This window comes from Marinovum sp. PR37 (assembly GCF_028807375.1).
GTDB classification, from domain to species: Bacteria; Pseudomonadota; Alphaproteobacteria; order Rhodobacterales; family Rhodobacteraceae; genus Marinovum; species Marinovum algicola.
Genome location: NZ_JARAML010000048.1, coordinates 1 through 13,252 on the forward strand (window position 1 = coordinate 1; position 13,252 = coordinate 13,252).

10 protein-coding genes and 3 pseudogenes are annotated in these 13,252 nt (G+C 62.8%); 5 read left to right on the forward strand and 8 right to left on the reverse strand.

The window, feature by feature from the left end; translation table 11 throughout:
- The 5 genes and pseudogenes from PVW49_RS23100 to PVW49_RS23120 all read right to left on the reverse strand — a co-directional run.
- Positions 1-712, reverse strand: a pseudogene (locus PVW49_RS23100) (Re/Si-specific NAD(P)(+) transhydrogenase subunit alpha); the annotation flags it as partial.
- Positions 713-754: 42 nt separating this feature from the next.
- Positions 755-1,735, reverse strand: a complete 981-nt coding sequence (locus PVW49_RS23105) for a 3-hydroxyacyl-CoA dehydrogenase family protein (protein WP_274591720.1) — start codon at positions 1,733-1,735, stop codon at positions 755-757.
- Entirely contained in the window at positions 1,725-2,675 is a 951-nt protein-coding gene (locus PVW49_RS23110) for an MBL fold metallo-hydrolase (RefSeq protein WP_274591721.1), read from the reverse strand. Before PVW49_RS23110 ends, PVW49_RS23105 begins: the two co-directional genes overlap by 11 nt.
- Positions 2,676-2,689: 14 nt before the next feature.
- Complete coding sequence (locus tag PVW49_RS23115; RefSeq protein WP_274591722.1) at positions 2,690-3,484, reverse strand: enoyl-CoA hydratase/isomerase family protein; 795 nt, start codon at positions 3,482-3,484, stop codon at positions 2,690-2,692.
- Positions 3,484-4,836 carry a CaiB/BaiF CoA transferase family protein gene (locus tag PVW49_RS23120; protein ID WP_274591723.1) on the reverse strand — a complete coding sequence of 451 codons (1,353 nt, stop codon included), beginning with the start codon at positions 4,834-4,836 and terminating at the stop codon, positions 3,484-3,486. Before PVW49_RS23120 ends, PVW49_RS23115 begins: the two co-directional genes overlap by 1 nt.
- 96 nt (positions 4,837-4,932) lie before the next feature.
- Here PVW49_RS23120 and PVW49_RS23125 point away from each other — a divergent pair, with 96 nt between their 5' ends.
- The 5 genes from PVW49_RS23125 (at position 4,933) to PVW49_RS23145 (ending at position 9,833) form a co-directional block, all read left to right on the forward strand.
- Positions 4,933-6,006, forward strand: a complete 1,074-nt coding sequence (locus PVW49_RS23125; RefSeq protein ID WP_274591724.1) for a C4-dicarboxylate TRAP transporter substrate-binding protein — start codon at positions 4,933-4,935, stop codon at positions 6,004-6,006.
- A gap of 76 nt (positions 6,007-6,082) precedes the next feature.
- Positions 6,083-6,592: a TRAP transporter small permease gene (locus PVW49_RS23130; protein WP_274591725.1), complete on the forward strand. Its 510-nt coding sequence runs from the start codon at positions 6,083-6,085 to the stop codon at positions 6,590-6,592.
- A 4-nt stretch (positions 6,593-6,596) separates the two neighbouring features.
- A complete protein-coding gene (locus tag PVW49_RS23135) occupies positions 6,597-7,916 on the forward strand; it encodes a TRAP transporter large permease (protein ID WP_274591726.1) in 1,320 nt (439 codons plus the stop codon).
- Positions 7,917-8,026: 110 nt separating this feature from the next.
- Complete coding sequence (locus tag PVW49_RS23140) at positions 8,027-9,043, forward strand: LacI family DNA-binding transcriptional regulator (RefSeq protein WP_274591727.1); 1,017 nt, start codon at positions 8,027-8,029, stop codon at positions 9,041-9,043.
- A 1-nt stretch (position 9,044) separates the two neighbouring features.
- Complete coding sequence (locus PVW49_RS23145) at positions 9,045-9,833, forward strand: IclR family transcriptional regulator (RefSeq protein WP_274591728.1); 789 nt, start codon at positions 9,045-9,047, stop codon at positions 9,831-9,833.
- A gap of 547 nt (positions 9,834-10,380) precedes the next feature.
- Here the strand turns inward: PVW49_RS23145 and istB are convergent.
- The 3 genes and pseudogenes from istB to PVW49_RS23160 form a co-directional block, all read right to left on the reverse strand.
- A pseudogene (gene istB / locus PVW49_RS23150) lies at positions 10,381-11,173 on the reverse strand (IS21-like element helper ATPase IstB).
- Positions 11,170-12,349: pseudogene (locus PVW49_RS23155) on the reverse strand (Mu transposase domain-containing protein). The pseudogenes istB and PVW49_RS23155 overlap by 4 nt, the downstream one beginning before the upstream one ends.
- A 199-nt stretch (positions 12,350-12,548) precedes the next feature.
- Complete coding sequence (locus tag PVW49_RS23160; protein ID WP_274591729.1) at positions 12,549-13,226, reverse strand: hypothetical protein; 678 nt, start codon at positions 13,224-13,226, stop codon at positions 12,549-12,551.
- Between the last annotated feature and the right edge of the window lie 26 nt (positions 13,227-13,252).

Below are 13,252 nucleotides of genomic sequence, written 5' to 3' on the forward strand. Positions count from 1 at the left end.
CCGGGCTGGAGACCGCGGCATAGCCGCCGGTGGCGGCGCCGTCCTGCTGCTCTTCCTCGAAGTCGAGGTAGACGAACTCGGCGCCCATCGACTCGACCTGCTCGGCCACTTCGGGACGCACGTCAAAGGCATAGGTGATCGCGCCCAGCGAGGTCGAGGTGCCGATGGCGGCAAGGCCAGCGACGCCTGCACCGACCACCAGAACCTTGGCGGGGGGCACTTTGCCGGCGGCGGTCACCTGGCCGGTGAAGAAGCGGCCGAAGTTGTTGCCGGCCTCGATCACAGCGCGGTAACCGGCGATATTGGCCATCGACGACAGCGCGTCCATCTTCTGCGCGCGGGAGATCCGCGGCACCATTTCCATCGCGATGACAGAGGCGCCCTTGGCCTTGGCGGCCTCCATCCCGGTCTCGTTACCGGCGGGATTGAAGAAGGAAATCAGTGTCTTGTCGGCGGAAAGGTAGTCGAGCTCGGCCTCGGAAGGCTGGCGCACCTTGGCGATGATGTCAGCCTGCGACCACAGCGCCTCGGCACCGTCGACGACGGTGACCCCGGCCTCGCGGTAGAGATCATCCGAGAACCCGGCTTTCGCCCCGGCCCCGGCCTCGATCAGGCAGTCATAGCCCAGCTTCTGCAATTGCCGCGCAGAGTCCGGCGTCATGGCGACCCGCGCTTCGCCCTCGAAAATTTCCTTTGGCGTCCCGATTTTCATCAGACCGTCCTCCGTCCCGTAATACGTTGATTTGGCTGGTGTTCAGGCCGATTCTTTGCCCGTTATGACCACCTTTCCACCGGCCATGATCTTGACCCGGCGGACAATTTCGGCGTCGCGGTCAGCCTTGAACTGATCGGGGTTGCGGTCCTTCCAATCATAGAACCCCTGACCGCTGCGCATGCCGGTGTGTCCCTTGGCAAAGAGCGCGCCAACCGGCGTTTCGCCAGGGTCGGTGACCGTGCTGAGGTCGGCCCAGACCGCCTTGGCCGCATCGCCGTTCATCAGGTCGAGCCCGGCCAGATCGGCATGTTCAAACGCCCCCATCGCGGGCAGCCGTGCGGCATAGCCCTTGCGCAGGATCGTGTCGCAGGCTTCGGGCGTGACCAGCCCCTGCCCCACCAGCGAAGCGAACTCGCGCAGCACCGCGTGTTGTATGCGCGCCCAGAGAAAGCCAGGGATATCCGGGCAGAGCACCGGGTCCTTGCCGGTCGCGGTCAGCAGGTCGGTCACGGCCTGGGTAACCTCGGCATCGGTGTCCTTGCCCGGCACAACTTCGACCAGTGGCACCAAGTGTGCGGGCTGGGCATAATGCGCGATGCAGAACTGCGCGGGCCGGGTCAGCGCCGACTGGATATCCCCCGCCCCCAGCGCCGAGGTGGTGGAGGAGGTGATCGCCGCCGGAGGCGCCAGCGCTTCTGCCCGGCGCAGAAGTTCCTGTTTGACTTCCAGCACTTCCGCGGCGGCTTCGATCACGAAACCGGCGTCCTTGACGGCCCCGCCCATGTTCGATGTCGTCTCGATCCGGGCCAGGACCTCGGCCCGCGCTTTGCGCGAGACGAGACCTTCGGCGGCCAGAAAATCGAAAGCGGCAGCAATGCGGGCGACAGCCTCGGGCAGTGCCTCAGGGCGGCGGCCCCAGAGGCGCACCGAAGCGCCACCAAGCGCGAGGGACAGGGCGATCTGCGCGCCCATCGTCCCCGAGCCGAGAACCGCGGCCTGCGGGAGGGGCTTATCCGACATGATGCCAGCCCTCGCCTTCCTTGCAGATCAGGCCCTTGGCCTCGAAATCGCGCAGGCTTGCATCGATTGACACCAGCGCGCGCCATTCGCGCACGACCTTCTGGTCATCACAGCATTTGTCGCGCAGATCGGCAAAGGTGATGCCGGGGTTGGCCTTGATATGGGTGATCATCGAGGCCTCGACCTTGTCCACCCGCGCGCGGCAGTTGTCGATCAGCGCCTGGGTTTCCTCGGCGCCCTTCGGCTCATCATGGGCAAAGATCACGGTCTGCACGTCGCGGTCCTTGAGGAAGGCCTCGATCTTGTCGAATGTGGCGCGCATGGCGGTGGGATCTTCGTAGAGGTAGAGCACCGGGTTGAACGGCGGCAGCAGCGGATCGGCAATGATCAACGTGCGGGTCGATTGCTCGAAAAAGCCGACCTCGGCCATGGAATGCCCGACAACCTCGACGGTTTCGAGGACGATGCCGCCGCCCAGGTCAATCTTGTCGCCTTCGGCAATGAATTCGTCGATGCCGGCGGCGGTGGGGCCCATCCAGTCCAGATACTCGGCACTTAGGTCAAAATGCTCGCCCTCGGGGAAGGCATGCACGATGGCCTTGGCGTTCAGCATGTTGTCGGCGACCCGGTCGGCGCGCGCCTTGTGCCCCATGATGGTGCAGCCGGTCTCGGCCTTGAGCCAGCCGTTGTTGCCGACGTGGTCCATGTGCTCATGGGTCAGCAGCAGCAAGTCGAGGTCGGTGGGCTTCAGGCCCATTTCGTCGAAACCCTGCTGCAATGCGGGCAGGCCGCCGGCGAGCCCGCTGTCGACCAGGGCGATCTTGTCGGCGCCGCGGACAAAGAAGACGCGGGTTGCGGTCTTGCCCTCGTGATCGCCCGGCAGGCCCATGGAAATCGTGGTGAAGGGGCCGGATTGGTAGCTGATGACAGATGCGCTCATCTTGATGGTCCTTGTTATTGTCCGATGAATTTCGGGTCGCGTTTCTCGATAAAGGAGGCGATGCCTTCCTTGCCGTCCATTGTGGCGAACAGGCCGCCAAGCGCGCGCTGCTCGAGGGTCAGACCGGCGCTCAGCGCGCAGTCCATCCCGTCGTCGATCACGCGTTTCAACTCTCGCAGGGCCACCGGCGCCTGGCCGGTCAGTGCCTGGCCGTATTCCAGCGCGCGGGGCATCAGCGCGTCAGGCGCGCAGCTTTCCATCGCGATGCCATAGCCCACCGCCTCTGCCGCCGTGACCATACGGCCCGTCAGCATGATGTCCTTGGCACGCATGGCTCCAACCACCCGCGTCAGGCGCTGAGTGCCGCCGCCGCCGGGAAGAAGGCCCAGCTTGATTTCCGGCAGACCGACTTTGGTCTTCTCGTTGATGAAGACGAAATCGCAACAGAGCGCCAGCTCCAGCCCGCCGCCAAGCGCGTAGCCGTTGACCGCGCAGATGGTGATCTGTGGCAGGTTGGCGATGGCATCGAAGGTCTGGCGCGAGCGGCGCTGGAACCCGTCAAAGACGGTCTGGCCGACGTCGTGATAGCCGCCGATATCCGCCCCCGCCACGAAACCGCGGCCAGTGCCGGTGATGATCAATGCGCGCACGTCGTCGATGCGGGCCGGCAGCGCAGCGACATAGGTGCCGATGGCTTCCATGATCTCGAAATTCAGCGCGCCAAGCGCTTCTTCCCGGTCCACACGCAGCACCTCGACAAAGCCGTGCCGTTCGAGGACCAGATTGGGGTGCGGACGGTCTTCGGCCATCAGATCACCCCCCCTTGGCGCAGCCGCACCACTTCTTCCGCGCCAAGCAATTCGGTCAGGACCTCCTCGGTGTGTTCGCCCACTGCGGGCGGCACATGGCGCAGGGTTACCGGCGTTTCGCTCAGCGTGATTGGGTTCGCAATGGCGCGGATGCGGCCCGCCTTGGGATGGTCCATCTCGACCAGCCGCGGCGAATTCAGGTCGACAAGCTCCTGCATGGCCTCGGCCGAGGTGCGGATCGGCGCGGCCCAGACATCGGCGCTTTCAAAGATCTCCATGATCTCGGCAGTGGTTTTCTGACGCGTCAGCCCGTCGATCTGCCGTTTGGCGGTGTCGCGCTCATGCCAAGGATCGACTGAGCCCAGCGTTTCATCACCCAGAAGCGCGCCGAGCTTGTCCAGCGGACACATGGCAATCGCCACCCAACCATCGGCGGTGGGATAAGAGCCATAAGGCGCGTCATTCCAGCACGAGGCCACGCCGGCCTCGGACCGCTGCAGTTCGATACCTTGGTTGAGCACGGCAAAGTTTTCCTGCGCCATGAGGTTGAGCGTGGCGGAATAAAGATTGGTTTCAACCTGCTGGCCCACGCCATGCCGATCCCGCGCGATCAGGGCACCCAGAATACCGATGGCCAGCGCCTGGGAAGCAGCGAAATCGGCGATCGGGGTGCCACAGGCAGTCGGCGGCTCGCTCGCGCGGCCGGTATTCTGCATCACGCCGCTCATCGCCTGGATCAACAGGTCCTGCCCCGGCCAGCCCTTCTTGGCGAGGTAGCTGTCCTTGCCCCAGCCGGAGCCGGAGGCATAGATGATCTTATCATTGGCTTTTTTGAAATCCTCGTAACCAAGGCCAAGCCGGTCCATCACGCCGCTGCGGAAGTTCTCGACCACCACGTCACACTCGGCCGCCAGCTTCATCAGCACCTCGCGGCCCTCGCCGCTCTTGAGATCGACCGTGACCGAGCGTTTGTTGCGGTTGAATGAATGAAACGCCGCGCTGTCGCCGCCGACGAACTCGCCGATCATCGGCATCGAGCGCATCCACTCACCCTTGCCCGGCCGTTCGACCTTGATCACATCGGCCCCCATATCGGCCAGCGTCTGGGTGCAGAGTGGCCCCAGCATCATCTGCGTAAAGTCCAGAACGCGCACGCCGTCGAGTGCGACTTTTACCGCTTTTCCCGTCATATCCAAGAACTCCGTTTTCGCCACCACAACACCGCGGCCAGCATGTCGCCGGGCCAGTGCCTCAGCGATTCTGCATTTTTGGTAACACCATTTACCAATCAAAAAAAGGGCTTTTTTTGCGAGATAAATTGATTTACCAAAGCAGGGCGACTCACTTGGCACCTCGCCGCTTCTTGCAGCATCGGTCGGGTGATTTCCAACGGTTGCACGGGCTGGACACCCGGGCGCACCGTTCAACCAGCTGGAGGAGACAGCTCAATGACCACCCTAAAAATCACGGGCACCGGCGCGACACTTGCGCTTACGCTGACCATGACCGCGCCGGCCATGGCCGACACCTTTACCTTCCGCGTCGGATCGGGCCACCCGGTCGCCGGCTTGTCGCACATGCAGGCGCTGGACGAGTTCTACCTACCGGAAGTGGCAAAGCGTGTGGAGGAACGCACCGATCACAAGGTCCGCTGGATCAAGGCCTATGCCGGATCGCTTGTGAAACTGCAGGAAACTCTGGACGCGACGCGCTCTGGCCTCGTCGATATCGGCGTGATCAACTATCCACACCAGCCGACCGAGCTGTTCACCCACAGCTTCCCCTTCTATTTCCCCTTCCAGACCGGCGACGCAGTGCTGGCCACCAAGGCCGTGCGCAAGACCTTTGAGGATGTGCCGTGGCTGACCGAGGTCTTCGAGACCGATTACAACCAGAAATTCCTCGCCCTCGGTGCCAACGGCAACTACGGCGTCGGCGGCACGGTTCCGTTCGAGAACTTCGAAGACCTGAAAGGCAAGAAGATCGGCGCCGCCGGGCCGAACCTGAAATGGTTCGACGGCATCGACGTCACCACCGTGACCACCAACCTGGGCGAGGCGTATAATGCTCTGAAGTCCGGTATTTATGACGGTGTGGTGATCTTTCCTGGGCCCTATCAGGCGTTCAAGCTGGGCGAAGTCGGCAAAGAGTTCACCGTCACCAACTTCGGATCGCCCTCGGCGCTGTCGATCAACATGAACCTCGAAAAGTGGAACGCAACGCCGAAGGAAATTCAGGATATCTTCCTCGAAGTCGGTCTGGAATACGAGGAACGCGCCTCGATCCTGTCGAACGAGGACGACGCCGAGGGCCTTGCCAAGCTGAAGGCCGATGGCGCGACAATCGTCGAGTTCCCCGTCGCCGAACAGGCGAAATGGGCCGCAAGCCTGGCAGACTACCCCAATGCCATGGCTGAAGAGGCAACTTCGCGCGGCGCGCCGGGCAAGGAGATCTTCGAGACATACGTCCGGAACCTCAAGGAACTCGGCTACGACTGGCCCTACGAGTATCAGTTCAAGTAAACCGATGCTCCCTTTGGTCCGGCGGCGCCCTCCCCACCGCCGGACCACCCAAGGCCCAGCAACCCGAGAGGTCCAGATGCCCTTGAAATCCTTTGTCCACAGCCTCAACCGGATACTTTATATCCTGTCGGCGCTGCTGATCCTGCTGGTCACGCTGATGATCATCAGCGATGTCGTAGGGCGCGGCGTTTTCAACGCTCCGCTAACCGGAACCGTCGAAACCGTCAGCAACATCATCGTCGTGATCGCCTTTCTGCAGGTCTCGTATTCGATCCAGACCGGCGGAATGTTCCATTCCACGATCCTGCTCGATGTGCTGCCGGCCCCGGCCCGGCGCCTCCTCGTGGCCTTGGGCGAATTGACCGGTGCGGCAGTCTTTCTTTGCATGGTTTACGCCTCATGGGAGCCAACGCTCCACGCCTGGAAAATCGGCGAATACTATGGCGGCGGCGATTTCCGCTTTCCCGTCTATCCCGTGCGCAGCGTGCTGGTGTTTTGCTGCGGGTTGGCGGCGGTGAACTACCTGCTGCGGGCCCTGGCCGCGATCCTCGGCGAAACGCCTGACGACGACACCGTAGAGGTCTGAGAACATGACGGAAATCACCCTTGTCGCCTGCATGTTCGGAGCACTTCTGCTGCTGATCGTCGCTGGTTTTCACATCTATATCGCCCTCGCCGCCGTCACCATTGCGGGTGTCTGGGTCTTCGCGGGCAGCTTTGATCTCGCCATGTCGCTTCTGTCGACCACGATGGTCGAGGCGCTGCGGGACTATGTCTTTGCGGTCATTCCGCTGTTCGTGCTGATGGGCGAATTCCTTGCCCGAAGCGGGGCGGCGACCGACCTTTACAAGCTGATGAACCGTGCGTTTTCCGCCCTGCCCGGCCGTCTGGCCGTGGCCACGGTCGCGGGCAACACGGTTTTTGCCGCGGCCGTCGGCGTCAGCATCGCTTCGGCCGCCACCTTCACCCGCATCGCCTATCCCGAGATGAAGGCGCAGGGCTACAGCGATTCCGTGGCGCTTGGCTGCATTGCGGGCAGTGCCAGCCTCGGCATGTTGATCCCGCCCAGCGTGCTGCTGATCATCTATGGCATGCTCAATGAGATGTCGATCGGCGCGCTTTTCGCGGCAGGCATCCTGCCGGGGCTGACGCTGGCCGGGTTCTTCTGCATCTACGTCCTTGGCCTCGCGATCCTGCGCCCGGCCTCAGTAGGTGAAGCCGGGCGCGGTTCGGCCAAGCCCAAGGTCGCACCGCTGACGCCCTCCAACAAATGGGGCGGGCTCAGCACCATCGGCGTGATCTTCCTTGTGCTGGGCGGCATCTGGTTCGGCTGGTTCACCCCAACCGAAGCCGCGGGCATTGGCGCCATGCTGGGCTTTCTCGTGGCGCTTGGCAAAGGGTTGCGCGGAAAGGACCTGATCGAAGCGATCCTTCACACCGGCCGGGTGTCCGCACCGCTGTTGTTCCTGCTGATCTTCGGTCAGTTCTACGGACGCCTGATGGCCTTTGGCGGCGTTGTGGAATTGCTGGATGCGACGATCTCGGGCTGGGGACTGTCGCCGGGAATACTTTTGCTGACGATGGTCGTCGTCTGGTTCATCATGGGGATGTTCATTGACTCGGCCTCGATCATCCTGCTGTCGATCCCGATTTTTGCACCTATCGCTGTCGCGGCGGGGTTTGAGCCGCTGCAATTCGCGATCATCGCCATCCTGGCAATCGAGGCCGGCATCCTAACGCCTCCACTTGGGCTTTGCGTCTACACGGTTAAGGCTGCGGTGGGCGACAACTCGATCACCCTCGGCAAGATCTTCCTCGGGGCCACACCCTATTGGATCATGCTGCTCTTGCTGATCTTCCTGCTGGTATATGTGCCTGCACTGGCGACTTATTTGCCAAGCGTGATGTAATCGGAAACAACCGAAGGGCGGGCCTGCCGGGTCTGCCCTTTTTGCCAAAGGGGCGTCCTCGGCCGCAGACCACCTCGGGTCAGCCGGAAAGTTGAGCAGAAAGGGTCAGCATGGTTACAAATTCGCAAATCGCCAAGGCTGCGGGGGTCTCTCCTGCCGTCGTGTCTCGCATCGTCAACGGAGACAAGACCCTGCGTGTCAGCGAGGAAACCCGCAAGCGGGTGCTCGAATTGGTCGAGGAGATGGGCTATGCGCCCAACGCCGCCGCCCGGTCCCTGCGCTCGGCCAAGGCCGGGATGATCGCGCTGGTGGTGCATGACGTCACCAACCCGGTCTACGCCGAGATCATCTCGGGCGCCCAACACGCGGCGGCGGCACATGGCAAGGCGGTTCTTCTGGGCGAAGCCTCGGGCGAAACCGACGGGGCAAAACGGATCGAAGAGCTGATCGCCGGAAACGGCATCGACGGGCTGATCCTGCAAGGCGCCGGCACCGCAATGGACAAGGCGCTGGCCCGCGCGGCGCAGCGCAGCGTGCCCACCGTCCTGCTGCAATCGGGCAAGGCGCGCAATGCCACCCTGCTGCGCTTGGACGACGAAGCCGCCGGGCGGCTGGCCACACAACGCCTGATCGACGCCGGGCACCGCAGGATAGGTTTCCTCGGGGCGAGCGACAGCCTGCAATTTGCGCGCTACCGGCGGCAGGGTTGGCATCTGGCGCTTGAGGAAAACCACATTCCATTCGATCCGGAGGCCACGGAACACGCTGCATCCACGTTCCGCGAAGGTGCCGAAGCCATCGCCGCGCTGCTGGACCGCAAACCCGATCTGACGGCGGTTGTCGCCGCCAACGTGATCACCGCCATCGGCGCGCTGTCCATGCTTCTGGATCGCGGCTTCACCGTCCCCCGGGACTTTTCCGTCATCGGCATTCAGGACGCAGAGATCGCGGCCGTCTTTCGCCCGGCGCTGACCGTCGTGCAGATGCCCTTGTATGCGCTTGGCGAAAAGGCGGTGAACGTCGTTTGCCAGGGCCCGACGAAATCCACCGAGATCTTGCTGAGTGACAGCCCGCTTTCGATTGTCGAGAGATCGACAATCGCCGCCCCTCCCGAGAAGGGTCTCTGAAATGAGCAAGATCGGGATCGCGTCGAAACAGGCAGGCAGGAAAAAGTCAGGCGTCCCCGCCGTCGAAAAGGCGCTGGACGTCCTGGAACTGCTCGCTGACGTCCCTCAGGGCATGACGATGAATGAACTCGTCGACGCGATGGACCGCACGATGGGAGAAATATACCGCATCGTGATCTACCTCACCGACCGCGGTTTCCTTCGGCAAGATCAGGTAAGCAGCCGCTACGCCTTGACGCTCAAGATGTTCGAATTGTCGCACCGCCACGAGCCAACGGAAAACCTGATCCTGACCGCCTCTCCGTTTCTTGAGCGGTTTTCGGCGCAGGTGAAACAATCCTGTCACCTGTGCGTCCTTAGCGGTGAATTCGTGCTCGTTTTAGCAGCCTCCCGAAGTCCGCTCCCTGCCGGATATGCCGTGCGTACGGGCGGTCTGTTCCCGATAGAGCACTCAAGTTCCGGGCAGGTCATCCTCGCCTTTTCGCCGGAGGACGTACAACAGCGCTATCTTGCGAGCTTTGGCACGCAGGAAAGGCAAAAAGCCACTAACCGGCTAGCCCGTATTCGCGATGCGGGGTATGCAGACTCCCCCAGCAACATGATCGCGGGTGTCCGCGATCTCTGTTCGCCGGTCTTTGATTCCCGCGGCGTGGTGGCCGCGGTCGCCACCGGCTATATCTCGCAAGTTAGTGAAGCACCGGGGATCGAAAGCGCGCGGACGGCATTGGCTTCGGCGGCGAAGCAGCTTTCGAAAGCCTTGGGCTTCCGTAACGCTATGCATTGCCAGTGACCAGGCACAAGCGGCTATCCCAACGGAATTTAAAGCCCTACCGCTGCGGAAAGCCATAAACGAGGATCATCGCAGGTTAACTTCATCGGGGGTTCGGGCGATCCCGTCATCCAGTATCGCCTTAAGTTCGACAATCATGACTTCGACCAGAATTGCCACGTTTGCCTGGCTCGGTGACGCGGCCCCGAAGGCGGCATCATCCAGCGTTTCCGAGTACTCACGCGCCGCGCGGTTCCCGGCCTCTCGAGCGACCTCCCTACTCTAGTCTTCGGTTGCGATGGACCGAAACTTGCCGCCTTCACCACTTGGGACAGGTCCGCTCCCGCCTCGTTCGGCACCGCCTTGGCGTTCTCCAGGCACCTGCCGCGTCTGCGCCTCGATGCCACCCTCGACGAAGGCACTGTCAACGGCGGAATAAAATCCGGCCACGTGGCGGCGCAAAACCAGGCCCGTGGCGGGACGCCACGCGCCATGGCACGCGCGCTCCCCAGATAGCTGGCGCGTGCCATGGCGCATTGGCCCACAGGGCCAATCTTGTGACGGATGATCAGCTGCGGACTTTGGCTTTCCGGGCGCGGCTTTGGCCGAGCCTGTAGCTCTCGCCGTTCATCTCGAGGATGTTGACGTGGTGTGTCAGCCGGTCGAGCAGTGCGCCGGTCAGGCGTTCGGTGCCGAATGTTTCGGTCCATTCGTCGAAGGGCAGGTTGCTGGTGATCATCGTGGAACCGCGTTCGTAGCGCTGGGAGATCAACTCGAACAAGAGCTCGGCGCCGGTCTTGGACAGCGGCACTAAGCCCAACTCGTCGATGATGAGCAGCCTGACGGTGGCCATCTGTTGCTGGACGCGCAGCAGGCCGCGTTCGTCGCGGGCCTCCATCAGCTCGTTGACCAGCGCGGCAGCAGCGGTGGTGAAGCTGACCGACATGCCCTTCTGGCAGGCGGCCAGCCCCAGCACGAGGGCAACAAGGGTCTTGCCCGTGCCGCTCGGGCCGAGGGCGATGACGTTCTCGCGCCGCTCGATCCATTCGCAGCGGGCCAATTCCAGCACCTGCATCTTGTTGAGCTTCGGGATCGCCTTGCTCTTGGTGGCCGGGACCTTCGCGGCCTTGATACGCCACTCGATCATCCGGCGCACGCGGTCGCGCCAAAGGCGCGCAACTAAAGCATTGGCGGCGCACGCCGCCGGGCAGTTCCAGTTCGACGAGGCGCGCCAGGAACTGGATGTGATCCTGACCTTCGGTGGCGCATTGCCGGGCGAGCTTGTCGTATTCCCGCAAGAAGGTAGGCAACTTCAGCGTCTTCAGGTGATCGGCCAGCAGGATCTTCGGACCCGCGGTCATGCTGCATCCCCCGACAGCAGGGCCATGGAGGTGGTCGCGACCTCGGCGCGCGGCAGGTAGGGGTAGACATCGAGGTCCAGTTTTGGCGGCCGTCTCTCGACATGGCAGAGAAGGAGGTGCTTGACCGCATCAAAGCCGACCGCCCCCAGTTGCCTTCTTCACGGCGGCATGGAGATCGTCAAGATCGAAGGTCTCGAGCAGGCGCAGCACCTGGACATACTCGCGACGTCCCGCTTTGATCATCCGCGCCTCCATCAGGCGGCGCAGGGTTGCGAACTCCGGTGGCAGGTTCCATTCAGCCAAGGGTGCCGCCTGGTCCAGGGCGTTGATCTTACGCTCGAGCAGCGGGAGGTAATGCACCGGATCGAAGACCATGTCCTCGCGGTCATAACAGCGGGGATGTCGAGCGATGACCTCGCCGCCACAGCCGATCACCACTTCGTCGACATAACCCAGGATCCAGACATCGCGGTGGCCATAGGCGACCGGCACCGAGTAGTCGTTGGTCTTGTAGCGCACCCGCTGACCGGCAGGCGATGCTATACATCGCCGAGAGGGGGCGCCTGGGAGTTGACCCGGCCAGTAGCCTGATCGCAGGCATCGAACGGCGCCGCCGGCAGGTCGGACATCGCGGCCAGATCCCGCGCGAGGCGTTGGCCGATCGTCTCGGATTGGCCACGCAGGACATCCGCCTGGCGCTTGAGGCAATGACCTTCCAGATAATCGTTGAACGCGTCCCAGGTCGCGAACCGCGGGATCGGGACCATGAAGTTGCGACGGGAATAGCCGACCAGGCCCTCCGCAATGGCGAGCGATGACGACCACCGCCTCGCCGAAGTCGGCCTGGGCGTGCCCGGGCGGGTGTGCCAGCAGCACGAACATCTCGCGGCCGCGACGTTCGCGCTGACGCATGTAATCCTTCACGATCGTGTAGCCGCCGGTGAACCCGTGCTCATCGCGAAGCCGCTCGAACACCCGCTTCGCCGTGTGCCGCTGCTTGCGATGAACCTCGCGATCACCCTCCAGCCAGCCATCGATGATCCCGGTGAACCCATCCAGCTTCGGCCGTTTCACAGGTGCCGTTCGGCGATATCCGGGCGGAACCGAATACGCCATCATCTTCCTGACGCTGTCGCGCGAGATGTTGAAATGCCGCGCGGCCTCTCGCTGGCTCATGCCCTCAGCACACGCGCGCCGAACCTTCCGATACAAATCCCCCCTCTCATGGTTTGCAAGCAAACCACTGCCGGGCAGCGGGTGAAAATCCTCCCGCCCTCCCTGTCGCCAGAAAGGGCAAAGGTGGACGACTCTTACGCGGCCCGCAGCGGGCTCATCCCGCCGCTACCGTGGCCGACTTTTGCACCGCCGTTCTCAGTTACTTCTTCTTGCGCTTCCGATTTCGGGCGCTGGACCTGAAACTATCCATGCTGGTCTTCGGCTCTTCATGGAGGGTATCCGGGTCGTTCTCGTCGTCATCGACCAGCGGATCGGCCATCCTGTAGCCCCCTTCCGTCAGAGGATCTTCGTACTCGTCTCGACCGACAAAAGGCTTCTCGTGTTGCCCCTTGCCGAACTCGGCCTCGGCTTTGGCCCGGTCGATTTCTTTCTGAGTGTAGCCGAAGATGCCGACATCTGATGCGCGCGTGATGGATCGAGCAAGCGATTGCCAGAGGTCACGCGCCTCCCGACGTGCGCTGTCGTGCTCGAGATTTTCAGCCTCGCGCATCATGCGCTCCAGTTTCCGTTCTTCCTGCCATTCACGTAGAGACTTGCCGGCCGCGCCACTGGTGATTCCGGTAACGCTGATCAAGTCGCCGTTCGCCAAGACAGAAATCGAGCCCATATCATGCGGATCAACCATGATCTCGACGCGCTCTCCCGGCGCCGCAATGCGATCTGCGATGCGCTTCATGCGCTGCTGGCGGATGAATTGGTTGGAGTAAACGATACCTGCGTACTTGATGCCTTCCTCGCACACCGTGGCGGACGCGTGAAAGCCGCAGGCCTCGCGGAATTGCGCCGGGGACGGTGCTTGGTGCAGCGCGACAAACAAGATGAGAATCCGGCGTCAATCAGGAT